At 53.3% G+C, this 24,234-nt stretch carries 21 protein-coding genes, 1 pseudogene and 1 riboswitch; of the genes and pseudogenes, 20 read left to right on the forward strand and 2 right to left on the reverse strand.

The window, feature by feature from the left end; all coding sequences use genetic code 11:
• Positions 1-77: 77 nt before the first annotated feature.
• From E1757_RS01405 to E1757_RS01465, 13 genes are all read left to right on the forward strand, one after another.
• Positions 78-839 carry a metallophosphoesterase gene (locus E1757_RS01405; RefSeq protein WP_133225037.1) on the forward strand — a complete coding sequence of 254 codons (762 nt, stop codon included), beginning with the start codon at positions 78-80 and terminating at the stop codon, positions 837-839.
• Between the two features lie 352 nt (positions 840-1,191).
• On the forward strand, positions 1,192-1,377 hold the full coding sequence (locus tag E1757_RS01410) for a hypothetical protein (RefSeq protein ID WP_133225038.1): 186 nt from the start codon (positions 1,192-1,194) through the stop codon (positions 1,375-1,377).
• Between the two features lie 165 nt (positions 1,378-1,542).
• A riboswitch (cobalamin riboswitch) is annotated at positions 1,543-1,776 on the forward strand.
• A 171-nt stretch (positions 1,777-1,947) separates the two neighbouring features.
• Entirely contained in the window at positions 1,948-3,696 is a 1,749-nt protein-coding gene (gene cobJ / locus E1757_RS01415) for a precorrin-3B C(17)-methyltransferase (protein WP_133225039.1), read from the forward strand.
• Positions 3,697-3,729: 33 nt separating this feature from the next.
• A complete protein-coding gene (locus E1757_RS01420; protein ID WP_133225040.1) occupies positions 3,730-4,974 on the forward strand; it encodes a sirohydrochlorin chelatase in 1,245 nt (414 codons plus the stop codon).
• Between the two features lie 126 nt (positions 4,975-5,100).
• Positions 5,101-5,874, forward strand: a complete 774-nt coding sequence (gene cobK, locus E1757_RS01425) for a precorrin-6A reductase (protein ID WP_133225041.1) — start codon at positions 5,101-5,103, stop codon at positions 5,872-5,874.
• Between the two features lie 3 nt (positions 5,875-5,877).
• A complete protein-coding gene (locus E1757_RS01430; protein ID WP_133225042.1) occupies positions 5,878-6,528 on the forward strand; it encodes a precorrin-8X methylmutase in 651 nt (216 codons plus the stop codon).
• 6 nt (positions 6,529-6,534) lie between these two features.
• Positions 6,535-7,674: a cobalt-precorrin-5B (C(1))-methyltransferase gene (locus tag E1757_RS01435; RefSeq protein WP_133225043.1), complete on the forward strand. Its 1,140-nt coding sequence runs from the start codon at positions 6,535-6,537 to the stop codon at positions 7,672-7,674.
• A gap of 456 nt (positions 7,675-8,130) precedes the next feature.
• On the forward strand, positions 8,131-9,453 hold the full coding sequence (cbiE, locus tag E1757_RS01440) for a precorrin-6y C5,15-methyltransferase (decarboxylating) subunit CbiE (RefSeq protein ID WP_133225656.1): 1,323 nt from the start codon (positions 8,131-8,133) through the stop codon (positions 9,451-9,453).
• Complete coding sequence (cobI, locus tag E1757_RS01445; protein WP_425464810.1) at positions 9,440-10,162, forward strand: precorrin-2 C(20)-methyltransferase; 723 nt, start codon at positions 9,440-9,442, stop codon at positions 10,160-10,162. Before cbiE ends, cobI begins: the two co-directional genes overlap by 14 nt.
• Positions 10,162-10,938 (forward strand): precorrin-4 C(11)-methyltransferase, encoded by a 777-nt coding sequence (gene cobM, locus E1757_RS01450; protein ID WP_133225045.1) that lies wholly within the window; start codon positions 10,162-10,164, stop codon positions 10,936-10,938. Before cobI ends, cobM begins: the two co-directional genes overlap by 1 nt.
• Complete coding sequence (locus tag E1757_RS01455; protein WP_133225046.1) at positions 10,935-12,059, forward strand: cobalt-precorrin 5A hydrolase; 1,125 nt, start codon at positions 10,935-10,937, stop codon at positions 12,057-12,059. The genes cobM and E1757_RS01455 overlap by 4 nt, the downstream gene beginning before the upstream one ends.
• A gap of 54 nt (positions 12,060-12,113) precedes the next feature.
• Positions 12,114-13,529, forward strand: coding sequence for a cobyrinic acid a,c-diamide synthase CobB (locus E1757_RS01460; protein WP_133225047.1), 1,416 nt, complete (start codon positions 12,114-12,116; stop codon positions 13,527-13,529).
• Between the two features lie 5 nt (positions 13,530-13,534).
• The gene (locus E1757_RS01465; RefSeq protein WP_133225048.1) at positions 13,535-14,092 is read left to right on the forward strand and encodes a nitroreductase family protein; all 558 of its coding nucleotides are present in this window, start codon (positions 13,535-13,537) and stop codon (positions 14,090-14,092) included.
• 194 nt (positions 14,093-14,286) lie between these two features.
• Here the strand turns inward: E1757_RS01465 and E1757_RS01470 are convergent, their stop codons facing one another.
• Positions 14,287-14,751 carry a hypothetical protein gene (locus E1757_RS01470; protein ID WP_133225049.1) on the reverse strand — a complete coding sequence of 155 codons (465 nt, stop codon included), beginning with the start codon at positions 14,749-14,751 and terminating at the stop codon, positions 14,287-14,289.
• Positions 14,752-15,517: 766 nt separating this feature from the next.
• Here E1757_RS01470 and E1757_RS01480 point away from each other — a divergent pair.
• Entirely contained in the window at positions 15,518-16,498 is a 981-nt protein-coding gene (locus E1757_RS01480; RefSeq protein WP_133225051.1) for a Gfo/Idh/MocA family protein, read from the forward strand.
• 93 nt (positions 16,499-16,591) lie between these two features.
• Positions 16,592-17,836 (forward strand): MFS transporter, encoded by a 1,245-nt coding sequence (locus E1757_RS01485; RefSeq protein WP_133225052.1) that lies wholly within the window; start codon positions 16,592-16,594, stop codon positions 17,834-17,836.
• Between the two features lie 133 nt (positions 17,837-17,969).
• Here E1757_RS01485 and E1757_RS01490 read toward each other — a convergent pair whose 3' ends face one another.
• On the reverse strand, positions 17,970-19,061 hold the full coding sequence (locus tag E1757_RS01490; protein WP_133225053.1) for a ParM/StbA family protein: 1,092 nt from the start codon (positions 19,059-19,061) through the stop codon (positions 17,970-17,972).
• Positions 19,062-19,256: 195 nt separating this feature from the next.
• Between E1757_RS01490 and E1757_RS01495 the strand changes: the two genes are divergently transcribed.
• The 5 genes and pseudogenes from E1757_RS01495 to E1757_RS01515 all read left to right on the forward strand — a co-directional run bounded on the left by E1757_RS01495 (position 19,257) and on the right by E1757_RS01515 (position 24,175).
• On the forward strand, positions 19,257-20,225 hold the full coding sequence (locus E1757_RS01495) for a M23 family metallopeptidase (protein ID WP_165971913.1): 969 nt from the start codon (positions 19,257-19,259) through the stop codon (positions 20,223-20,225).
• Positions 20,226-20,336: 111 nt separating this feature from the next.
• Positions 20,337-20,738, forward strand: coding sequence for an IS200/IS605 family transposase (tnpA, locus tag E1757_RS01500; RefSeq protein WP_133225055.1), 402 nt, complete (start codon positions 20,337-20,339; stop codon positions 20,736-20,738).
• Positions 20,735-21,460, forward strand: a pseudogene (locus tag E1757_RS01505) (RNA-guided endonuclease TnpB family protein). The gene tnpA and the pseudogene E1757_RS01505 overlap by 4 nt, the downstream one beginning before the upstream one ends.
• 143 nt (positions 21,461-21,603) lie before the next feature.
• A complete protein-coding gene (locus E1757_RS01510; RefSeq protein ID WP_246078967.1) occupies positions 21,604-22,044 on the forward strand; it encodes a bactofilin family protein in 441 nt (146 codons plus the stop codon).
• A gap of 325 nt (positions 22,045-22,369) precedes the next feature.
• Complete coding sequence (locus tag E1757_RS01515) at positions 22,370-24,175, forward strand: MHYT domain-containing protein (protein ID WP_133225056.1); 1,806 nt, start codon at positions 22,370-22,372, stop codon at positions 24,173-24,175.
• Positions 24,176-24,234 lie beyond the last annotated feature (59 nt).

Consider the following 24,234-nt stretch of genomic DNA (forward strand, 5'->3'; position numbering starts at 1 on the left):
CGATCCCCTATAGTTAGCTTAGAAGTTAAAATACGTAAGACCTGGTACCGGGTTTTAAAGAAAAGGAAGGATGCGGCATGGTATGGGTTTATGCGCTGTTGACATTGCTGTTGTTGTATATATTGTTGATCCTTCCGACCCAATGGCTCAAAATAGAACGCGTCCGGTACCCGCTCGGCATTAACCGGAAGATCGTGCAAATCAGCGACCTGCATGCGGAGAAGCTGCGCATCAGTCCGGAGCGGCTGCTGAGCATTATCGAGCGGGAGAAGCCCGATTTTATTGCAATCACCGGCGATTTTACGAGAAACGACCGGCATTTGCGGCGGGTCGAACCGTATTTGAAAGCGATATCGATTAGCGCCGTTCCCGCTTATGCCGTACTTGGCAATCATGATTACCGGATGCGCAAAATAACGAAGCTGCTGCAGCTGCTGAAGAGCTACCGGATTCCCGTGCTCCGAAATGAAATGCTGCCGCTCGACGGCTTTCAACTGGTTGGCATTGACGATTTCTGCAGCGGCAAAAGCCAGGTAAACCGCTCCTTTCAACAGGTTGATCCGTCCAAGCCGGTTATTGTTTTGACGCATGATCCGAATGTCGTACCGCATATCCGGAAGCCGTTTCATTATTTGATGGCCGGGCATCTGCATGGCAAGCAATTCAATATTCCGTTCTTTTTTAAAATCAAGTATAAAGGAGAGCTGCCGGCCAAAGGAATTTATAAAGGGTTTCATAAGGGCGATTACGGCGCTTTCTATATATCCAAAGGGATTGGCCAGGCAGGCATCAACGCCAGACTTTTTGTAAGGAGCGAAATAACGGTGCATAGCTTGTGAAAATTCGACATTCGTTTCCAGAAGGTCCGGATATATGCGGTTCCATGATTCCGATTTCCGAAAACGACTGGGAAAATAAGCCTTTTTGCGTACCTTGTATGGAGCGCGAACAGGTTTTTTTCTGTTTTACGACCCCATAATCAAGGTTGGAGGTCCTAATTAATGTGATATACGTCACAATTTCAGCTTAAATTTATAAAGTATTGTTTATAATTTCAGTTTCGACAAAATTAATGTTGCTTTTCTCTAACGGACTACCAGTAAATGACACCTTTTTTTAAATGGTTCAATTATAATACTATTCATTGAGAAGTTATTAACCGAAATTCCGAGATGGAGAGTGGAGATTGTAATGGACGATCAAAAAAAGAGTATTGATATCCGTGTTATTTTAAACCAGCTCAATATCCCAGAAGCCAAATTCAAGGAGTGGAAATCGTTGGAGCAAGTCAAGCGTCACAGCTTGCCCGGCGATGCATGGATGACGGAAAGTTCGGTTGTTTTTTCCATGGAGAAGGGAACGTTTCTGAGCAAATAAATAGTATGAAAAAACTTCTCCGCCATAAACATCTCGGAATTATTGAATAACCCGTACGGCTGTGCGGCGTGAATTTGAGCGGGCTCTGCACTCCTCTCATGCCGGTCGTCCCGGCAGATCGTATAGACAAAAGTTTGCCCGGAATGGTATGATAACTGGACAAGTTCATATAACATGGATTCAGGTGCTGCACGATATCCGATTTATTGTGCGGCTTAATAGGGAAGCCGGTGAGAAGCCGGCACGGACCCGCCACTGTAAGGAATGCCGGTGTTTCGAATACCGGCGCATGTTTCGACGAAAGTGCCACTGGGCGGCAGGCGATTAAGCTGATGCTCGGGAAGGCAGTCGGAAGATGATGTTCCAAGTCAGGAGACCTGCCTGTATCGTTAAACACTGTTGCCTACGAGGATTTAGGGGGTGTTAGAAATCAGTTTGCTTGCTTATTTTAACGGACAAGGCGCGCTAATGCCTTCGGCGTTCTTTAAGGATACAACCTGACGAAGCATTTCTAACACTTATTGTTGGAAATGCTTTTTTTGTTTTTCAAACGGGAAAGGAAGTGCGGCTATGGCTGGGAAATTGTTGATTATCGGTTTTGGGCCGGGCAGCTTTGAGCATATAACGAAGCGGGCGCGCGAGGCGCTGCAGGACAGCGAGGTCATAATCGGCTATAACACGTATGTGGATCTGATCCGTGGCCTGCTGACCGATCAGGAAATTGTCCGTACCGGCATGACGGAGGAAGTCAGCCGTGCCCAGGAAGCGGTCAGACAGGCGGAGGCGGGGAAAAAGGTTGCCGTGATCTCAAGCGGAGACGCCGGCGTATATGGAATGGCCGGACTCGTCTATGAAGTGCTGATGGAAAAAGGCTGGCGCAGGGACGGCGGTGTCGAGGTTGAAATTATTCCGGGCATCTCGGCGATCAATTCCTCCGCATCGCTGCTCGGCGCACCGATTATGCACGACGCGTGCACAATCAGTTTGAGCGATCATCTGACTCCGTGGGAGCTGATCGCCAAGCGGGTCGATGCGGCAGGACAGGCCGACTTTGTGATCGCCCTGTACAATCCGCGCAGCGGAAGACGAACTCGGCAAATTGTGGAGACGCAACGCATTTTGCTGAAGTACCGCTCGCCGGATACGCCGGTCGGGATCGTCAAGAGCGCCTATCGCGAGCGGCAGCATGTCGTACTGACCAATCTGCGCGATATGCTCGACCACGATATCGGGATGCTGACGACGGTCGTCATCGGCAATTCGTCGACGATCGTCTACGACGGATTGATGATTACGCCGCGCGGATATCAGCGCAAGTATACGCTGGGAGCGGACGTCCAGCCGTTAAGACCGCATCAGCGTCTGCAGCATGAGGCGGAGCCTTGGGCGCTGCGGCAGTGGGATGCGGAGGCTTACGGCGACTCGGATTGGGAGGAGCCGGACGATGCCGATGAGACGCGAGGCGAAGCTATAGCGGTGAGCGGGGAGCGTGCGGCGGCGGTGCGAGGCGGGGCGATAGCGGTGAGCGGGGAGCGTGCGGCGGCGGAGACGCGAGGCGGAGCGATAGCAACGCCGCTGCTGCTGGCGCTCGAGGCGCTGCAGATGGCGGAGCGCGGGCGCGGCAGATCTGACGGCCTCGGGGCAGATCTGACGGCCGGGCTGTTCCGGCGGCAGTCGATTTTCGAGCTGGCTGTCAGTCCGGGCGTTGCCGACAAGAAATTTACCGCCAAGCAAATGATTACGCTGGCGGACGTAGTGGGCGAGAAAGGATCGATGGAGTATACGCCGCATCATCAGCTGATTTTGCGGATACAGACCGAGCAGCCGGAAGAAATTACGGCGAGGCTAAGGAGTGACGGCTTTTTGCTTGCGCCGATCGGAGACGTAGTGCAGATCAAGGCTTGCGATTTTTGTAACGGCGAGAAGAATGAAGCGATCCCGTACGCCGAAGCGCTGCAGCAAAAGCTGGGCGGTATTAGCGCCCCCAAGGAGCTGCGGATCGGCCTGAACGGTTGCGGCATGGCATGCTATGGCGCTGTTCAGGAAGATATTGGAATTGTTTACCGTAAGCAGAAGTTTGATCTGTTCCTCGGCGGCAAAACCGTTGGCCGTAACGCTCATCCCGCCCAACCGGTGGCCGAAGGCATAGAGCCCGAGCAGCTGGTGGAGACGATCGAGCGTATCGTACAGCGCTTTATTGCGGAAGGACATCCGAACGAGCGGTTCCACAAGTTTTTCAAACGGGTGAAAGAAATAGAAGGCTACCGGCATCAGGAGATGCCTGCTTTTACGATAGAAAATGCGGTTTGCGGGGATTAGTGCCAGCCTGCAGGAAACGGGAGGAGTATGCAGATGAATGCAGTATTATTTGTAGGCCACGGCAGCAAGGATGCGGAGGGGAACGAGGAAATTCGCATTTTTGTAAAGTCTGTGGCTGAAGGGCTGGAAGGCTTGCTGGTGGAAACCTGCTTTCTGGAGTTTGAAGCTCCATCTATTGGGCAAGGAATAGAACAGTGCGTCGAACAAGGGGCGACACGGATAGCGGTTGTGCCCATTACGTTGTTTTCAGCGGGTCATGCCAAAATACATATTCCGGCCGCAATCGATGAAGCCAGGCTGCGTTATCCGGCGATTACGTTCACTTACGGCAGGCCGATCGGCGTGCACCAGCAGGTGCTTGAAATTCTCGGCTCAAGATTGGAGACCGTCGGCATGCCGGGCGGTTTGGCGCCCGATTACGATCCGGGTCCTGAGGATACGGCCGTATTGGTCGTCGGACGTGGCAGCAGCGATGCCGACGCCAACAGCGATTTATATAAAATCTCCCGCCTGTTTTGGGAGAAAATGAAGGTGAAATGGGTGGAGACGGCCTTTATTGGGGTAACGGCCCCTTTAATGGAGGAAGGCGTGGAGCGATGTTTGAAGCTGGGAGCGCGCAATGTTATTATTTTGCCTTATTTTTTGTTTACCGGCGTTCTGATCAAAAGGATGGAGGCGATGCTGGAGCAGTTCGCGGAGCGTTATCCTGGGAACCGGTTCTCCCTGGCCGACTACTTCGGTTTCCATCCAAGATTGAAACACATTTTGCAGGAGCGTGCACTTGAAGCGATTCAAGGCGATGCCAAAATGAACTGCGATATGTGCCAATACCGTTTGGCGGCAATGGAACATATCGACCACCATCATCATCACGATGACGACCATCACCATGGTCACAGTCACAGTCACGATCATGAGCATGGTCACGATCATGAGCACAAACACGAACACGAGCATGGTCATGTACATGAGCATGGCTACAGTCACAATCATGAACAGGGTCACGATCACGGTCACAGTCACAATCACAATCATGAACAGGATCACGAGCATAGCCACAGTCATGATCATGAGCATGTTCACGAGCATAGCCACAGTCATCAGCATCATCATCATGATCATGATCATGATGATAGTCACGATCATGACCACAACCAGGCTCATCATGACGAAACACATGCGAATCTTTGTGTTACGGATAAGGACGAACGGCAGCAAGACGCGGATAGACGAGCGGAACCGACGGCAAGCGGCAGCACAGCTGCCGCATCCAAGTGAACTCGTTCAGCTTTGCTGAACATCGGGGAATCAGATAGGGACTCTACCCCACCTGATTCAAGGCCTACCTTAGAGGGAGTCTTAACCCGATAAAGTCGTAATCGGATAAATGAAGGAGGTACATGCATGATATTGGTTATGGCCGGAACGAGCGACGCGCGCGAGCTGGCGCTGCGCATTCGTCAAGCGGACTATGAGCTGCTGACGACCGTTGTAACGGACAGCGCTGCGAGATCGATGGAAGAAGCGGGCTTGCCGGTACTCACCGGGCGGCTGACGGCCGGCGAGATTGCCGGACTGGCGCGGGACAAGGAAGTGCGCGCCATTGTGGACGCGACGCATCCGTTTGCCGAGGAAGCGTCCAGAAACGCGATGGCTGCCGCCCGGGAAGCGGATGTGCCTTATATCCGTTATGAACGCGGCAGGCAGTCTTTCGAAGGGCGGCCGCTCCTTACCTTTGCGGACGATTATGAGCAAGCGGCAGAGCTGGCTGCTGCCCGCAAAGGCGTCATTATGCTGACGACGGGCAGCAAAACGCTGCATATTTTCGCCAAACGATTGCTCGGTTTGCCTGATACCACTTTGGTCGCCCGCATGCTTCCGCGCAAAGATAATATGGAAAAATGCGAGGAGCTCGGACTGGAGCAAAAAAATATCGTTGCCATGCAGGGTCCTTTTTCCAAGCAGTTGAATAAGGCATTGTACGAGCATTACAAGGTGACGCTGATGATTACAAAGGAAAGCGGCAAGGTAGGCGCAGTCGATGAAAAGCTGGAGTCGGCGCTGGAGCTCGGGATCGAGACGATCATCATCGGGCGTCCGTCCGTGGAGTACGGGCTGCACTTCAGCGATTTCGACAGTGTATTGAATAAATTAAACGAACTGCTGCAGGAGGCGTAAAAAATGGATTTTGGTACGGAGTTTAAGCCGCTGACGGTTCAGCCGCAGGAAATTGAGGAAGAAAGCTTCCGAATGATCACGGAGGAGCTTGGCGCGCATTCGTTTACCGAGGAGCAGTATCCGGTCGTGCAGCGGGTTATCCACGCATCGGCCGACTTTGATCTGGGCCGCAGCCTCTTGTTTCATAAAGATGCCATCCAGGCAGGTATTCGGGCTGTCCGCGCCGGCAAAACGATCGTCGCCGACGTGCAGATGGTTCAGGTCGGCATCAGCAAGCCGCGTCTTGCCAAATTTGGCGGCGATGTGAAGGTGTACATATCCGATCCGGACGTAATGGAGGAAGCGAAGCGGTTGAATACGACCCGCGCCATCATCTCGATCCGCAAAGCGATCCGGGAGGCGGATGGCGGAATCTTTGCAATCGGCAATGCGCCGACCGCGCTGCTGGAGCTGATCCGCCTCGTCAAGGAAGGCGAAGCGAAACCGGGCCTCGTGATCGGCGTGCCGGTCGGCTTTGTATCCGCAGCGGAATCGAAGGAAGAGCTGGCGAAGCTGGACATTCCGTTTATTACGAATATCGGGCGTAAAGGCGGGAGTCCGGTAGCGGTGGCTTCCGTCAATGCGATTTCCTTGATGGCCGAACGGTTAGGGTAGTTGGCTATGGCAGCGGACAAAGCGAACAAGCCTGTCAACGAAAGCGGGGACGCCAAGCCGCTAAGACACGGCTATACAACCGGTTCCTGCGCAGCTGCAGCCACGAAAGCGGCGCTGACGGCGCTCATTTTGCAGGAGCGGCAAACGCACGCGACGATAACGCTACCGATCGGACAAGAGGTTACCTTCGATATTGTGCGCTGCCAATGCTCGAACACGGACGATTACGCCGAGGCGGAAGTGATTAAAGACGGCGGGGACGACCCGGATGCGACACATGGAGCGAGGATCGTATCGCGGGTCAGCTGGCGTGCCGAGCCGGGATTCGAGCTGGACGGGGGCATCGGCGTCGGACGGGTAACGAAGCCCGGGTTGCCGGTACCGGTCGGACAGGCGGCGATCAACCCGGTTCCCCGAAAAATGATCCGCGAAGCCGCCGAGGCCGTACTGAACCAGTATGAGCCGCAGTGCGGCATCCGCGTCGTCATTTCCGTTCCTGACGGCGAAGAAATCGCCAAAAAAACGCTGAACGCGAGACTTGGCATAATAGGAGGAATATCGATCCTCGGCACACGCGGCATTGTGGTGCCTTTTTCGACTTCCGCCTACAAGGCAAGCGTAGCGCAGGCGATCAAGGTCGCCGTAACATGCGGCTGCCGTCATCTGGTGTTGTCCACAGGCGGGCGCAGCGAAAAGTACGGAATGGATATGTACCCCGAATTGCCGGAGGAAGCGTTCATCGAGATGGGCGATTTTGTCGGGTTTGCCCTGCAGCATTGCAAAAAACAGGGCGTGCAAAAAGTTACGTTGGTCGGAATGATGGGGAAATTTTCCAAAGTGGCGCAAGGGGTTATGATGGTGCATAACAAAAGCGCCCCGGTCGACTTCGGCTTTTTGGCGCAGGTTGCGCTCGAAGCGGAGGCATCGCAGGAACAGGCGAACGCTATCCGGGAAGCGAATACGGCTGCGCTCGTAGGCGATTGGATGCATGAATGGGGCTACGCAGACTTTTTTGAACGGCTGTGCGGCTACTGCTGCGAAGCCGGCCTGCGCGAGACAAGCGGCGGCCTGGAAATGGAAACGGTCATCATCTCCATGAAGGGCAATCTGCTGGGGCATGCGGCTCTGGGGGCGCCTTCGGGCTAGTACGACGATCCGAAAATAACGTTAACAGGGTACCGTCCAGTCCATCGAGCGGCATCGTTGCTCTTACGGACCCCAGAGCACTTATTAACAGCAAAACGATGATTCTTCCCGAGTATCGGACCGAGGGGACGCTTTTTCGCAGCAAATGGTATAAATCGAAGACCGACGCATCGTATAACGTCCCTCCGGAGACTGTCGATTAATAGGGATAAGGTCTTGGAGAGTGGCTTCAGGGCGAGTTTTTTATTGCCTTGATACCGAAAAGTGTAATCAAATCAAGGCACGTTATTTATGAGCCGTTAATTAGGCAAACGACAGCCGCAAAATAAAAAGCAATATGCAGCCGGTGCATAACGATACGGATGGTACAGCAATAGCAGCAATGGGGAGGAATGCGGAATGAATCTACATCGGGAGCAGAGGCGGGCTCGAAACGGGGGCAGCCCGGTCGGCAGCATGCCGGGGAGCCGGAGCAAGCCGAAAATTATCGGCATCGGAGATAACGGCAAAGACAGCTTGCTGCCGCAGTACGTTGACTGGATCATCCAGAGCGACGTGCTGGTCGGCGGGGAGCGGCAGCTGCAATTTTTCCCGGAATACGGCGGGGAACAAGTGGTGGTAAAAGGCGGATTAGGCGAGCTGGTCAAGCGGCTGGAGACTGAGGCCGAACAAGGTCGGCAGGCGGTGGTGCTTGCATCCGGCGATCCGTTATTTTATGGAATCGGCGGCTATTTGAGCTCGAAGCTGGAGATCGAGATATATCCGAATGTAAGCTCGGTCCAGCTGGCTTTTGCACGCATCGGGGAAAGCTGGCAGGACGCCGAGCTGGTCAGTATTCACGGCCGCAGCATGAAAGGATTGGCGCAGCGGATCGACGGCAAACGGAAGGTGGCGCTTCTTACCGATGAGCATAACCATCCGGCGGCGATTGCGGCGTATTTGCTTGCTTTTGGCATGACGGAGTATGAGGCGGTCGTCGCTGAAAATTTGGACGGTGCCGGGGAACGGGTCGGCCGATACGGGCTGGAAGAGCTTGCAGCGCGGCAAGCGGGAGCTTTCTCCCCGCTGAATGTCGTAATTCTCAGACATAAAGTCGGCGCGGCATCTGCGATCCCGGACTGGCCGCTTGGCATAGACGACGAGCTGTTTGCGCAGCGCAAGCCGGACAAAGGGCTGATTACGAAAAAAGAAATCCGCGTGCTCAGCCTCGCCCAGCTTGCGCTAAGGCCGGACAGCATCGTATGGGATATCGGCACATGTACGGGCTCCGTGGCGATCGAAGCCGCGCGGATAGCGCGTCAGGGCGAAGTGTATGCAATCGAAAAGAACGAGGCCGATCTGCAAAATTGTATAGATAACATGCATCGCTTCCGCGCCGACATTACCGCGATCCTCGGGCGCGCGCCGCAGGGGCTGGATGCTTTTCCCGATCCGCATGCGGTATTTATCGGTGGCAGCGGCGGCGAAATGAAGGAGCTGCTGCATGTTTGCTGCAGCCGTTTGCGTCCCGGCGGGCGGATTGTGCTGAATGCGGTGACGATCGAAAATTTGGTCGATGCGAATCGCATCTTTGCCGAGGAGGGGTTCACGACAAGCATTACGCTCGCGCAGCTGTCTCGCAGCAAACCGATTCTCGATATGACCCGGTTCGAAGGGCTGAACCCGGTTTATATTATAACGGCGCAGCTTCAAAAGCCCGACGACAGCAGTGTCGGCACCAGCAACGGCACCGGCACGACAAAAACAGCAGGGGAAAAGGAGGCTCGTGCAGGTGAGTAATGCAGGCTTGGGCAAATTGTACGGATTGGGCGTCGGTCCCGGCGATCCGGAGCTGATTACGGTGAAAGCGTTCCGGATCTTAAAGGAATCTCCGGTGATCGCTTACCCGCGCAAAAAGATGGGGGCAAAAAGCTATGCGCTCGCCATTACGGAGCTTTATGTCAATACCGAGGAGAAAACGATGGTCGGTCTGACGTTTCCGATGACCCGTGACCGCGAAGCGCTGGAGCTGCAGTGGAGCAAGACGGTTGCCTCCGTCTGGGAGCATCTTCGCGAGGGCAAAGATGTTGCGTTCGTGACCGAGGGCGATCCGATGATATACAGCACGTTTATTCATTTAATGCGGCTTATGAAGGAATGTCATCCTGAAGTCGAAATTCGTTCGATTCCGGGAATTTCATCGGTCAATGCTGCGGCCTCCCGCCTCGGTATTCCGATGGCCGACGGCGACGAGCAGATCGCGATCGTCCCGGCGACGGACGATTACGAAACGATGCGTCGCGCGATTGAGACGCATGATTGCATCGTACTGATCAAGGTGGCCAAAGTGATCGATTTGATGATTCAAGTGCTGCGGGACCTTGGCCTGACGGACAAAGCGTCGGTACTGACGAAGGTAACTTCGTCCGAGGAAATGATATGGCGCGATATTATGGAGCTGCAGGGGCGGGAGCTGGAATATTTGACGTTAATGGTGGTGCGAAAATAATGAAAATTTATATTATCGGAGCGGGCCCCGGCGATCCCGATTTAATCACGGTCAAAGGGCTGCGCCTGCTGCAGGAAGCCGATGTCGTATTGTACACGGATTCGCTGGTCAACGAGGAGCTGATTGCCAAGGCGAAGCCGGATGCGGAAATTTTGAAAAGCGCGGGGATGGATCTCGATGAAATGGTCCGCATTATGGCGGACCGTGTCAAGCAGGGCAAGATGGTGGCCAGGGTGCACACGGGCGACCCGGCCGTGTTCGGGGCGATCATGGAGCAGATCGCGCTGCTGAAACAAGAAGGCATCGGCTACGAGATCGTACCCGGCGTCAGCTCGGTTTTCGCTTCGGCGGCGGCGATAGGCGCGGAGCTGACGATTCCGGAGCTGACGCAGACGCTGATTCTGACGCGGGCCGAAGGCCGGACGCCGGTTCCGGAGCTGGAGAAGCTGAAAGATTTGGCCGCTCATCACTGCACGATTGCGCTGTTTTTAAGCGCGACGCTGACGAAGAAAGTCGTCGCCGAGCTGACCGAAGCCGGTTGGAGCGAGGATACGCCGGTTGCCGTCGTTCAGCGCGCAACATGGCCGGATCAGCTCATTGTCCGCACAACGCTCGCCAAACTGGAAACGGATATGAAGGAACACGGCATCCGTTCCCACGCGATGATTTTGGCCGGCTGGGCGCTTGATCCCGACATTCACAGCAACGGCGAGTACCGTTCGAAGCTGTACGACAAACAATTTACGCATCGCTTCCGCAGAGGAGTGAAGGCATGATTACATTAAGCGAAGGCGAGATTCCCGTTATTGAGCGGCGCGGCGATTACGCCATTATCGCGATTACAAAGCACGGCGTCGAGATGGCCCGCAAGCTGCAGCGCGCATTTTCCCGCTCGGATCTTTATTATATGTCCAAATTTGAGCGGGGGGACGAAACGGCGCGCGGCATACAGCTGTTTGAAGGCAGCGTCCGGCTGCTGTTCCCCGCACTTTTTCCTGCGTATAAAGGCCTGATCATTATTATTTCGTTAGGCGCGGTCATCCGCATGATCGCTCCATTATTGGAAGATAAGAAAAAAGACCCCGGCATTGTCGTCATCGACGACAAAGGGGAGCATGTGATCAGCGTGCTGTCCGGCCATCTGGGCGGGGCTAACGAGCTGACCCGCGAGGTGGCGGCGGCGCTCGGCGCCCGTCCGGTCATTACGACGGCTTCCGACGTCCAGGGGACGATTGCCGTCGATTTGTTCGGCCGCCGGTTCGGCTGGGAATGGGAGTCCGCGGACAAGCTGACGCCGGTCAGCGCATCCGTCGTCAACGAGGAGCAGGTCGCCGTCGTTCAGGAATCGGGGGAGACCGGCTGGTGGCTGTACAGCACGCCGCTGCCGGCAAATATCCGCGTCTACGCGACGGTGACGGAAGCGTTGGCGGCACAGCCGAAGGCGGCGCTGGTCGTAACGCATCGCGTGCTGAGCCCGGGCGAGGAAGCGATCCTCGCCAACGGCGTGCTGTATCGGCCGAAGGTGATCGCGCTCGGCATCGGCTGCAACCGCGGCACGGCCGCCGAAGAAATCGAGGCGGTCATCGCGGAGACGCTGGCGGAGCTGAAGTTTTCGCCGCGCAGCGTGAAGTCCGTCTGCACGATCGATCTGAAGCAGGACGAGGAAGGACTGCTCGCTGTCGTGCAGAAGAACGGCTGGGCGTTCGAAACGTATACGCCCGAGCAATTGAACACCGTGCCGATGGACGAGCCTTCGGACACCGTGTATAAATATACCGGCGCGTACGGGGTCAGCGAGCCTGCCGCCAAGCTGTACGCGGGCGTTTCGCAGCTTGCGCTCGTCAAGAAAAAATCCGGCAACGTGACGATTTCCGTTGCCGTTATCCCTTCGGCATAACGGCGGCTGTCTGCCGGCTAGCCACATCATTGTTCACGAAAGGAAATCCTACCCATGTCCGTTCGAAAAATCGTTATCGCGGGGACCGGCAGCGGTGTCGGCAAAACAACGCTGACCATCGGTCTGATGGCTGCGCTGAGCGGCAAAGGCCGCCGGGTACAGGGGTTCAAATGCGGCCCCGATTATATCGACCCGACCTATCATACGGCGGTCACCGGCCGCATCTCGCGCAACCTCGACAGCTACATGCTGGCTCATGATACGGTTAAAGAAATATACAACCGGGGAAGCCGCGATGCGGATATTTCCGTCATCGAAGGCGTCATGGGCTTCTATGACGGCAAAAACCCGAAATCGAACGAGGGCAGCACGGCCGAGATCAGCGTGCTGCTGGAGGCGCCCGTGCTGCTCGTCGTCAATTGCCAGAGCATGGCGCGCAGCGCCGCCGCGATCGTCAAAGGGTTCCAGGTATTGGAGCCACGTGCCCGAATCGTTGGCGTCATCGCCAACCGATGCGGAAGCGAAGGCCATTTCCGCATCGTGCGCGACGCCGTCGAGCAGGAATGCGGCATCCCGGTGCTCGGCTACCTGCTGCGCACCAACGACATCCAGATGCCCGAGCGGCATCTGGGGCTCGTCCCCTCGATTGAGCGCGGAGAACTGCAGCCGTTCTTCGACCGGCTGTCCGCTTTGATCTCCGCTACGATCGATGTAGAGCGCATTTGGGACCTGGCGGTATCGCCGCCGGTCAGCTTGCCGCCGCAGGCGGAGGACGCCGGGTTGTTCGGCCGGCGTCCCGGTGCAGCGGAAGACGCCGTTACCATCGCGATTGCCAGGGATGCGGCTTTCAATTTTTATTATCAGGAAAATATCGAGCTGCTGGAGGCATACGGCGCTTCCTGCGTCTTCTTCTCGCCGCTGGCCGGAGAACCGCTCCCCGAGGGTGCGCACGGCCTCTATATCGGCGGCGGCTTTCCCGAGGAATTCGCCGATCGTCTGTCGGCGGACGAGCCGGTCAAGCAGTCGATTCGCCGCGCGATTGAAGGCGGTCTTCCGACGCTGGCCGAATGCGGCGGCTTCATGTACCTCACCGAAGCGATCGAGAATACCGCGGGCGAGACGTATTCGATGCTGGGCGTCATTCCCGGCATCGTACGCATGCAGCCGAAGCTGGCGGCGCTCGGCTATCGCGACGTGACCGGCACCGCAGGCAATTTTGTGCTGGGACCGGACGATCGCGCGAAGGGCCATGAGTTCCATTATTCGACTTATCATCCGCATCCGGGCACTGCTGCGGCCTATGCCTACGAGACGAAAGGGATGCGCGGCATCAAGCAGGAAGGCTATCGCAACGGACGGGGCAACCTTGTCGCCGGTTTCACGCATCTTCACTTTGCTTCCGAGCCGGTCTTGGCGCAGCGCTGGGTTGCCGCATGCCGAAACTATAAACGCCAGCATAAAGGAGAGTAAAGAAAATGTCCGTCTTACAGTTGTTGAAGCAGCGCAGAGCGATACGAAATGTCAAGCCGGCAGAAGTCGAGGATGAGAAGATCGATGCTCTGCTGGAAGCGGCCACGCTTGCACCGAACGACCGGCTTCGCGAGCCATGGCATTTCTACGTGATTCGCGGGGAAGCCAAGAGGCGCTATGAGGCGTTGGCGCTCGCTTACCTGGAGGAGCGCTTTCCGACTAAGCCGCATCTCGTGCAGGAGTCGTTAAAGGTGCTGACAGCTACGCCGCTTGTCATTGTCGTGACGTCGGATGTGATTCCGTCCGACAGCGCATCTTCCAAGGACAACGAATATGCAACCGCATGCGCGATCCACTCGATGTGGCTGACCGCAACCGAGCTTGGGCTTGGGATGGTGTGGCGAACGCGCGGCATTGGACTTGTCCATGACGAACGGATGCACCTGTTTATCGGCTCGCCTGAAAACAAACGGGTAGTCGGCACGCTGTTTATCGGCTACCCGGCTGAGGAAGCGCCGCCAACGGCGAGAACGCCTCATCGTGACAAAATGACATTTTTATAAACGCTGTTGATAATAAGAGGCTGTCCCAAAAGCCGTGTTTGGATGTTCAGCCCCCCACTCTGACTATGAATTTACATATAAATGCCGCTTCCATTCCCACTTCTATAGAGGTGTTGGAGGCGGCTTTGCATATTTTTTGGGATTGTATCACCGGTTGAACCCTTATGGGACAGCCCCTTGCGCGCGTTAACCGGTTAAAACTCCAGCAGATCCCCGGGGAAAATGTTAGTGTCGGTATTGGCGGCTGCATCCAAACCGGTTACCGTTACTGCAATGCTTTCGTTTTTTTCTTCAGGCCGGCGTTCGCCGTGGCTGCCTCTGCCTCTGTTTTTGTTTCTGTTGCCTCTGCTTCTACGGTCATCGTCGTCATCCTTAACGCCTGTCATGCCGGTCGGATTGCTCGTAATGACGCGTACTCCGAAACGGTCCAGGTTAGCGAATACATTGTCAAATGTAATAGTGGAGTTGGGTGTATCGAACGGATTGAGTGTCAGCTCATGCAAAAAGTAGACGACGGCATTGCTCAAGCCGAGCGACGGAACGTCGTATACTTCGACTACGACGGTTTTTCTTTTGGTGCCTTCGTTGGAAATGCTGATTGCTAGATTCGTAATGCGCCTTTTACGGTTTTCGATAACGCTTGTAGAAAATGTGACCAAGGGTATCCCTCCTTTTGTTACATCTTAGGTTGATAGAGTTGACAGGGACAAGGCACGCAGGGGAAACGCCATTTATAAAAAATGGCTGGCTCGTCCGTTAGCTTTTGCACAGGGATGGAATTTTAGGAACGAGCGGACGGGAGTCCTCTTCATTTAAATGGGGTAGATGAAAGCTCGCTTGCCCAAAATCCCCTTGTGGGGATACAAGGGCAAAATAATACACCAAATAAACTCAAAAATCATTACAATTATTTGAATATCATCCCGGTTCTGGTAGACTATCTGTATGACAACGGAAAATATAAAACGCTCTAGGACATGCGTCTACAATGTCAATTTCACATCGTTTGGTCGGTTAAGCATCTCTGATAGAAAACTATTTCTGAAGTTCCCTCAATTGAAAGAGAGATTATGGGGCGGACCGCTCTGGAACAGCAGCTGTTTCATTGAGCCATCTTCAAGGAGGGGCGAGGTTACGAGCCCCGATGATTTGAGAAGCTCTCCAATTCATTGGAGAGAGGTTCACTGGATAATGGAAATGAAGGCTTATGCAACAATAATGTCTTTTGAATCGTTAGAATACCGTATGCGTATGCTCGTATGCCCGGACGTAGTGAACAGGAGCTCACGCCGGTCCCTCGGACGAAGGTTATACGATGCAATTGGTCAACAGCCTCCTAGACGATGTATTCCCCATATCTCCAATGGCGCCCTGCATCAAGCATATAATACGGATTTCAGCGATAACGAATAGGAGGGATCTGCAATGTCTTTAAAAATCGGTTTTGTCGGAACGGGGTCATTTACCCGCTTTCACTGCGATCTGTTGGCCAAAATGGATGGGGTGCAGGTCGCCGCATTTTGCGCGACCAGCCTGGACAAGGCGGAGAAAGCCGCAGCCGGGTGGAATGGAGCGGGCGCGTACGATTCCGTGGCAAGCATGCTGGACAGCCAAAGGCTGGACGCCGTTTATGTGTGCGTGCCGCCTATGGCTCATGGGGAAATTGAAATGACGCTAATCGAACGGGGTATTCCTTTTTTTGTGGAAAAGCCCCTCGGCCTGGACATCGAGCTGCCCGCGCAGATCGCAGACAAGCTGGCCGCACGGAAGCTGATCACCTCCGTCGGATACCATTTCCGCTACATGGATTCGACGCAAAGAGCGCTTGAGCTGCTTCAGCAAAGAAAAGTCGGGATGGCGCTCGGGTATTGGATGGGCAGCATGCCGAAGGTCGGCTGGTGGCGCAGGCAGGACGGCTCGGGCGGACAGTTCATCGAGCAAACCTCGCATATCGTCGATTTGATGCGGTATTTGATCGGCGATGTGGAGGAAGTATATGCCGCATATGCAAGCCGCGTCATGCACGAGGTGGAAGAAGGAGTCACGGTTCCCGACGTAGGCACCGTTACGTTCAAGCTGGCGAGCGGAGCGGTCGCCACGATATCGAATGCCTGCATGCTGCCCGGCAATGGACCGACAGGCCTTCAAATCTATACGAACCAAGGACTGCTCGAGCTGACGAGGGACAGCCTCAAGGATGCCGGCAAATCGACGATTAGCGAGTACAAAAACGAACATAACCCGTACGTACGCGAACACGAAGCTTTCCTCCATGCGGTCAGAACGGGAGACGCTTCCCGCATTTTATCGCCTTACGCGGATTCCTTGAAGACTCAGGCGGTGACCGCAGCTGCCGCTCGTTCGGCGGCGACCGGTCAACCCGTCCGTGTCGGGCCATATCGTTAAATCGAATCGGCAAGCGGATTGGCCGTGGCGAGGACGCTTGCGTTAGCGATATCATACGGCGGGGATTTGGCATATTGAAAGGATGATAAAGCTATGGCATCAACGACGCCGGGAATGGGCAACTTGCTTAGCAACCGGTTTGTTCGGGCAATTTTGTTGTCGGGACTTTTTTTGCAGATTGGCATATGGGTTCGTAATTTTGCAGTGCTGTTATTTGTAATGGATAAGACAAACGGAGATCCGCTTGCGGTTTCCATGATCTCTGTCGCCGAGTTTGCGCCGATTTTTATTTTTTCGTTTATCGGGGGGACGTTTGCAGACCGTTGGATGCCGAAAAAAACGATGATCTGGTGCGATCTGTTAAGCGCCGTATCGATTTTCGCCGTGCTGCTTACATTGGCGTTCGGCAGCTGGAAGGCGGTCTTCTTCGCTACGCTGGTATCGGCCATTTTATCGCAATTTTCCCAGCCTTCGGGTATGCGATTGTTTAAAATTCATGTGCCGGGCGAGCTGATGCAGCTCGGAATGTCGCTGTACCAGACGATGTTTGCGATATTTATGGTGCTGGGCCCGATTATGGGCACGTTCGTTTACCAGCGATACGGCATCGAGGTGGCGATCGGCATTATGGGCGTCGCCTTTATATGCTCGGCGGTTGTGCTGCTGTTTTTGCCGCCGGACAAGGAGATTGACGAAGAGAAGAAGCCGACGACTTTGGCGGAGGAGATGGCGGCGGGGTTCCGCTATGTGCTTTCCAGAAAAACGTTGACCACGCTCGGCAGCTGTTTCCTGGTAGCCGGTCTTGCGCTCGGACTCATTCAGCCGATGGGCATTTTCCTCGTGACCGAGCGGCTGGAGCTGCCGAAGGAATATATCCAGTGGCTGATGACCGCGAACGGGTTGGCGATGATTGCCGGCGGGGGAATTACGATGGGGTTGACCAAAAAGCTTTCTCCGCAAACGCTTTTGGCGATCGGCATGGCAGTCAGCGCGGTCAGCATGGTCGTGACGGGCCTTTCCACCTTGCTGTGGATAACGCTGGCTGCGCAGTTTTTGGGCGGCTTTGTGCTGCCCGCGATTCAAATCGGAATTAACACGATGATTTTGCAAAATTCCGAGGAAGCTTTTGTCGGCCGGGTTAACGGTATTTTAAGCCCGCTGTTCATGGGGGCGATGGTATTGACGATGAGTATGTCGGGCTGGCTGAAAGGCGTCTTTAACATTGTGATGATGTACGAAGCCGCGGCCGTGCTGTTTATTGTCGGTGTACTGCTGATGATTCCGCTGTTCCGGCTCGGCGGCTCACAGCCCGGACTGCAGCAGGGAGATGCCGGCTAGGCGGAAGATTCCGTTCGCGCAGCGGGCATGGAACGTTATGAAACGTCGACTGCCCCCAATTCCTTTTTCAAGGGTTGGGGGCAGTTTTTCGTTTGTTGTAAAGCCGCTTGCTCTCATCCGTAAGTCTTCGCCGCTACACAAACGTGTTTTGGTTCATCTTGCTCTTCGCCAGCTTAAGATAGCCCTGCACGTTCAACATTTCGCTATCGTCCATAAACCTCAGCTTGATCGGACCGGCCGCATCCACGATATACGGCTTCAGCGCCGCCGCTCCGCCGCCGATTACATAAAAGCATTGAATATCGGGATGCTTTTTCCAGCGCTTTTTGATCAGGTCGACGATTTTCGCAGCCGCCCGGCTGAAGTACATATCGACGACCGGCTTCATGCTCGACTGTCCTTCCCCGATTCGGCGTATCGTGAAGTCGCTACGCTTGATGCGCTGGACGAGCTTTGCGCGGCTCGGGAAGCGGTATCCGAACTGATCCTCCACATCCCGGATAATGTTGTCGAGATAGGACGCAAGTCCGATTTGCTCGCCGGTGCTGAATTGGTTATCGATGCTCATTTTATTGATGACCGGGAAATCCGTAGTCAGCGCGCCCATCTCGCAAATGCCGATGCAGCCGTTGTACAGCTCCTCGTCCTTCACCTGCAGATTGTCATGGGTCGCCATGTGGAACATGGCGGCTGCGCCCTCGATCGAAACGATTGCCCGGCGGATGCATACCTTCACCTTGCGGTTGCGCATGTTCGGCGTCGACAGGAAGGTCACTTCATGCTCTCCGACCAGCCGATCCTCAAACTGCTTATGATAATAAGTGTAGGAACGGACCGGCAATCCGGTGCCGATGACGTACTCGGCTTCCTCGATATTGTTGTAGCCCGTATTCGATACGGATTGGCTGACAATCGCCGCATAAGCCAACGCGGTCAGTGCGACGATCAGCGATTGATCGGACACCGCTTTATTATCGGTCTCCTCCAGCTCCACGCTGTCCTCGTTCTCCATCGCCAACAGGCCTACGAAATAACGCTGGTTATTTCTTGACAAGCGTGGGCTGTGCACGACTACGTCAAGCGCCTTAAGCGGCGAATCTTCCTCCTGCAAAATATGCCGCTCATACCCCGGCGCTACAATATTCGGGATCGTTAACGGATCGCGGACCCCGTCCAGCAGCACTTTAATGCTGTCGTTGCCGATATCAATTCCTGCTAATTTCATGAATGAAATAACCTCCTGTCGGTCCACCTGCTTATTAAGTACTAAAATTCGATTCATGCGTACGAAATCCCTTCGTACTTTAGAACTATTTTACAAACTAAGCAGTCGGACCAGCAGGTTTTTTTGCGGTATATGACGAATACTATCATATTCTAGCGAATAATGTTAATTTGTTCCAATTTTGAAGGAGCCGATATGAAGCCCAAACGGATCAATAAACGATTTACATTCGTCATTATTCCTGATGCCAACAGCTCCGTACGCCGTTTCGAGGTGCCCAAGCTGATCCCATATCTCGCCGCAGGCGGTCTGTGCGGTTTAATAGCACTCACCTTGACGTTGAGCGTCCTTCATTCGCAGGCGTCCCGTACGGCTAGCCAGCTGCAGTCGCGCGTCGTCAATCAGGACGCAATGTACACGACAACGGTTCAGCAGAAGGACGAAACGATCGAACAGCTGCAAAATGAACTGATCCAGCTATCCAAGCAGACATCGGAGATGAAGACGAAAATCGACGACATCCGCAAGCTGGAGGATGAAGTGAGGACGCTGACCGGGTCGAATAAAACGGCCGCGCTTGCGGAGTCGGCATCGGGAACGCCGGCTATGGGCGGATCGAGTCATCCTGTAACGCAGGACGAGGTCAAGGATACGCTCGAGCAGACCAAATCGCTGCTGTCCGGCATGGACAAGGAAGTAAGCGAGCTCAAGAACAGCATTGCGAGCAGCAAGGAAACGGCGATGGTCGCCCGGCAGAAGCTGCGCGTCACGCCATCGATTTGGCCGGTAGACAGCCGGACTCTTACCTCGGGCTTCGGGCTTAGACAGGACCCGTTTACGTTCCGCCCCAGCTTTCACAGCGGATACGACATTAGCGCACCGTTCAATTCCAAGGTTTACGCAACCGCGGACGGCATCGTCCAGTCCACGGGAAGCGATGCCAATCATGGCAATAATATCGTTCTCAGCCATGCGGACGGGCTACGGACATGGTACATGCATCTGAACAAAATCAACGTGGAAAAGGGAGATGAGGTGCAAAAAGGCCAAGTCATCGGCTATGTCGGCTCGACAGGGAGAAGCACAGGCAATCATCTGCATTACGAAGTATTGAAAAACGGCGTAAGCGTTGACCCGAAGCCGTATTTATCCTATGCACCATGAAGTCTCCCACTTCTTTAAGCGGGGGATGAATTGTCGCCTTCGAAGCGTAGCTTACAAAATGCACATCGTCATGATATAATCAGTAGTATAGTTATATATGGCGGTGATCATGTGGAATTAGACAATAATAATCATTCAGTATTCTCGATGTACTATCACCTCGTCTTGGTTATAAAATATCGTCGAAAAGTGATTGATGATAACATATCGAATCGTCTCAAAGAAATATTTGCGTATATTGCGCCGAATTACAATATTGCCTTGCAGGAATGGAACCCCGACAAGGATCATGTTCGTATTTTGTTCAAGGCGCAACCAAACAGCGAATTGTCGAAATTCATCAATGCCTATAAAAGCGCATCATCACGTTTGATCAAGAAAGAATATTCCATCATAAGAAAATCTCTATGGAAAGAATATTTCTGGGCGAGAAGCTTCTGTCTGCTAACAACAGGCGGTGCGCCGATGGAAGTGGTCGGACGTTATATCGAAAGTCAAGGTGAGAAGATATGAACAAAGCATTCAAATATCGTATCTATCCCAGTACGGAACAGGAAATTCTCATTAATAAAACCTTTGGCTGTGTACGATTTGTCTATAATCAAATGCTAGCGAATCGGAAAGACATCTATAAGCAATTCAAGGATGATAAAGAAGCCTTGAAGAAACAGAAATATCGGCTTCCCGCCGATTTCAAAAAGGAGTTCGAATGGCTCAAAGAAGTGGATAGTCTGGCTCTGGCAAATGCACAGCTTCATTTGCAAACGGCTTATAACAATTTCTTCCGAGACCCGTCCGTAGGTTTCCGAAGTTCAAGAGCAAGCATCAGGATAAGAAGTCTTATACCACGAACAATCAAGGCGGTACGATTCGGCTCATTGACCCTACAACCATCCGATTGCCCATACTGAAAGATGTGCGAATTAAGCTTCATCGTTCATTGCCGAAGGAAGCTGCTATAAAGTCTGCAACCATTAGCAAAACGCCAACTGGAAAATACTACGTTTCTGTAAACGTTCCTGTCGTACAAACTAGCCGAACAAGGAAAGTCATTAGTCGTCATTGATAAATGGTTTCCATCCAGTAAACTTTGTCGCTTTTGTCAAACAGTCCAAAGCGAACTGGCATTGTCAGCCAGGGTTTGGAACTGTTCTTGCGGTGCTGTGTTGGATCGAGATATCAATGCTGCGATCAATATCCAAAATGAAGGTTGCCGAATGCTTGGTATAGCTTAGTCAGTTACAGAGAACCGTTGGGCAAACGGGGATAGCTTGGTCATTATGCCGGCGTTAGCCGGTACGCCCCAAGAAGCCCCCACCCCTGGTCGTTAGTGTAGGTGGCGGGAGTATGTCACAATAGATCGAAAGAAGGCTGCTGCATGATGTTTAAAGGAAAAAAACTTGCGGGCGACCTCCATACGACCGATACGTTAATCGGCGAAGGCACGTTGTTTGAAGGCAAAATCAAATCGGAAGCGAGCATCCGTATCGAAGGACAGATTACCGGCGATGTCGATTGCGCGGGAGATGTTACGGTTGGCGAGCACGGCGTCGTGAAGTCGAATATCAACGCGCGGGATGTCATACTGGCAGGCAGCGTCACCGGCAACGTATTTTGCAAAGGGAAACTGACCATCCGCTCCACAGGCAAACTGTATGGCAATACGACCGCCCAGTCGTTGATCATCGACGAAGGCGGCATTTTTCAAGGGACGAGCAAGATGGATCATGCGGCCGTTCAACAGGAAAAACAGGAACGAACCGAACCGGCAGCCGGTAATCCGTTCCAGAACGCGTCGACGACGCCGACTTGGCAGTAAGCCGCTGTCCGTACATAAAGGTATCATAAAAGCACGGCCCGGTTGCCCCGGGTACGTGCTATTTTTTAACGACAAACAATTTAAAAATTTTCAGCGCATTTTAAGAAAACCTACCTTTAAATCGCGGTCGCTCATCTTGGATAGGCCTCGATTGAGGTTTTCTTAATGACTGGGCAGGAAATTGACAAAAATTGCAGAATAGATAATATTATTTCATTTTTTTATAAGATTGTCCCAGATACTTACATGATTTTACAAATATTCACTTTCCTGTTGAATCCCTATGGATTAGTATTGACAACTATTGCGGGACGGGGGGTTAATCATGGATATGCATGCGGGCGGACACTATTCGGCACCGCTTGTCATTTTATCGATTATCATCGCGATATTTGCATCTTATGTATCCTGTGATTTATCCCATAAATCGCTTGCGGCCTTAAACAGCAGATTTCGATTTCTGTTCCTGCTCTCCAGCTCTTTTGCCATGGGGATCGGAATATGGTCGATGCATTTTGTGGGAATGTTGGCGTATCATACCGTCTTTCCGGTATCCTATAATTTATTGCTGACCGGTGTCTCTTTCATCATTCCGATTATTTCTTCCTTTGTTGCATACCGTCTGGCCAGCTCGATGAAAACGTACCGGTTTATAATCGCCGGCTTTATGTTGGGGACCGGCATCTCTTCGATGCATTACATAGGAATGGCCGCCATGGAGAGCGCCTATACGATCAAATACGATACGTTGCTATTCGTATTGTCGGTTCTCATAGCGGTGGGTGTCTCGTTTTTTTCCATATTCCGAAAGTTCCAACCGCCAAAAGCCGCACTAGATATGAAAGGAAAATGGACGGATGCAATTTTAATGGGCAGCGGAATTTCAGGAATGCACTATACAGCGATGAACGCGGCGCACTTTACCGCGTTTTCGAATCCCGTTAAAGCCGGGAGCTCGTTGTTTACACCTATCTTGAATTATGTTGTGGAGCCCAACACATTAGCGTATACCGTATGTCTGGCTCTTTTTTTGTTAATCGGCTTTGTTTTTTTCGGGGTTCATGTGGACCGGAGGCTTGCTTATGAGGCCGCGAGCATGCATGCGCTGCATTTTCAATCGCTGTTCGACCACAATCCCGACATCGTCTGTTCGTTCGATCTACAGGGCCGGTTTATTTCTGTGAATGCGGCTACCCTCAGGGTCACCGGTTACACCAAAGACGAACTGATGGACCGCAAGCTGGCGGACCTTCTCGTTCCCGATGAAACGGAAAGAGTGCATCAATTGTTCGAACAGGTCAAGCAGGGGGAGCCGCAAAATTTTGAGGTCGACGGGCTGCATCAGCAGGGCCATAAACTCGATTTCAGCGTGACCGCGATTCCTATTGTTTTCAAAAAAAGAATTATCGGCGTGTTTGCTGTTTGCAGAGATTTCACGGAGCGCAACCGCAACGAGGAAATGCTGAGAAAGACGGAGAAGCTCGCCATGGCCGGGCAGTTGGCCGCCGGCATTGCACACGAAATCCGAAACCCGCTGACGACCGTTCGCGGGATGACCCAGCTGATCAAGAGCGGCATCATGAAGCAGGAATATTTGGATGTCATGATGAACGATATCCGGCAGATCGAATCGATACTATCCGAATTTTTATTGCTGGCGAGCCCGAATCCCGAGCATTACAAGGTATGCGACCTGCATGAAATCATTCGAAGCATCGCGATGCTCATGGATGCGCAGGCGATATTGTACGACATCCGGATCAAGGTGGAATACGGAGCCGAAACGCCGTGGATTTGCTGCGACGAAAATAAAATCAAGCACGTCTTCACCCATCTGTTGAAAAATGCGATCGAATCGATGGAGCATGGCGGAGATATTAAGGTCCAGGTGTATTTCACAAGCCATGACAAGGTTCAAATCCGTTTTCTCGATCAAGGGACGGGCATCTCCGACGAATGGATGAAGAAGATGGGGGAGCCGTTTTACAGCACGAAGGAAAAAGGTACCGGGATCGGCCTCATGATCAGCTACAAAATCATTCAGGAGCACAACGGCCGAATCGATATTTACAGCGCGGGAAGAATAGGTACGGTTGTCGACGTTACATTGCCTGCCGTATCGGGTAAATAATCGAAATCGGCGGGTTTCTGTCCTTTTCCGCGCAAGTGGATCGCTCAGGCACTATACTC

The organism is Paenibacillus piri, assembly GCF_004354045.1.
In the GTDB taxonomy this organism is placed as follows: Bacteria; Bacillota; Bacilli; order Paenibacillales; family NBRC-103111; genus Paenibacillus_S; species Paenibacillus_S piri.

Excerpts from the sequence above, each read along its gene's own strand:
- E1757_RS01435 (WP_133225043.1), top strand. The coding sequence starts at position 6,535 with ATGGCAGCGGACAAAGCGAACAAGCCTGTCAACGAAAGCGGGGACGCC.
- cobK (WP_133225041.1), top strand. The coding sequence starts at position 5,101 with ATGATATTGGTTATGGCCGGAACGAGCGACGCGCGCGAGCTGGCGCTG.
- E1757_RS01405 (WP_133225037.1), top strand. The coding sequence starts at position 78 with ATGGTATGGGTTTATGCGCTGTTGACATTGCTGTTGTTGTATATATTG.
- E1757_RS01515 (WP_133225056.1), top strand. The coding sequence starts at position 22,370 with ATGGATATGCATGCGGGCGGACACTATTCGGCACCGCTTGTCATTTTA.
- E1757_RS01480 (WP_133225051.1), top strand. The coding sequence starts at position 15,518 with ATGTCTTTAAAAATCGGTTTTGTCGGAACGGGGTCATTTACCCGCTTT.
- E1757_RS01510 (WP_246078967.1), top strand. The coding sequence starts at position 21,604 with ATGATGTTTAAAGGAAAAAAACTTGCGGGCGACCTCCATACGACCGAT.
- cobJ (WP_133225039.1), top strand. The coding sequence starts at position 1,948 with ATGGCTGGGAAATTGTTGATTATCGGTTTTGGGCCGGGCAGCTTTGAG.
- E1757_RS01460 (WP_133225047.1), top strand. The coding sequence starts at position 12,114 with ATGTCCGTTCGAAAAATCGTTATCGCGGGGACCGGCAGCGGTGTCGGC.
- E1757_RS01455 (WP_133225046.1), top strand. The coding sequence starts at position 10,935 with ATGATTACATTAAGCGAAGGCGAGATTCCCGTTATTGAGCGGCGCGGC.
- cbiE (WP_133225656.1), top strand. The coding sequence starts at position 8,131 with ATGCCGGGGAGCCGGAGCAAGCCGAAAATTATCGGCATCGGAGATAAC.
- E1757_RS01465 (WP_133225048.1), top strand. The coding sequence starts at position 13,535 with ATGTCCGTCTTACAGTTGTTGAAGCAGCGCAGAGCGATACGAAATGTC.
- E1757_RS01495 (WP_165971913.1), top strand. The coding sequence starts at position 19,257 with ATGAAGCCCAAACGGATCAATAAACGATTTACATTCGTCATTATTCCT.
- E1757_RS01420 (WP_133225040.1), top strand. The coding sequence starts at position 3,730 with ATGAATGCAGTATTATTTGTAGGCCACGGCAGCAAGGATGCGGAGGGG.
- E1757_RS01430 (WP_133225042.1), top strand. The coding sequence starts at position 5,878 with ATGGATTTTGGTACGGAGTTTAAGCCGCTGACGGTTCAGCCGCAGGAA.
- E1757_RS01490 (WP_133225053.1), bottom strand. The coding sequence starts at position 19,061 with ATGAAATTAGCAGGAATTGATATCGGCAACGACAGCATTAAAGTGCTG.
- cobM (WP_133225045.1), top strand. The coding sequence starts at position 10,162 with ATGAAAATTTATATTATCGGAGCGGGCCCCGGCGATCCCGATTTAATC.
- E1757_RS01410 (WP_133225038.1), top strand. The coding sequence starts at position 1,192 with ATGGACGATCAAAAAAAGAGTATTGATATCCGTGTTATTTTAAACCAG.
- E1757_RS01485 (WP_133225052.1), top strand. The coding sequence starts at position 16,592 with ATGGCATCAACGACGCCGGGAATGGGCAACTTGCTTAGCAACCGGTTT.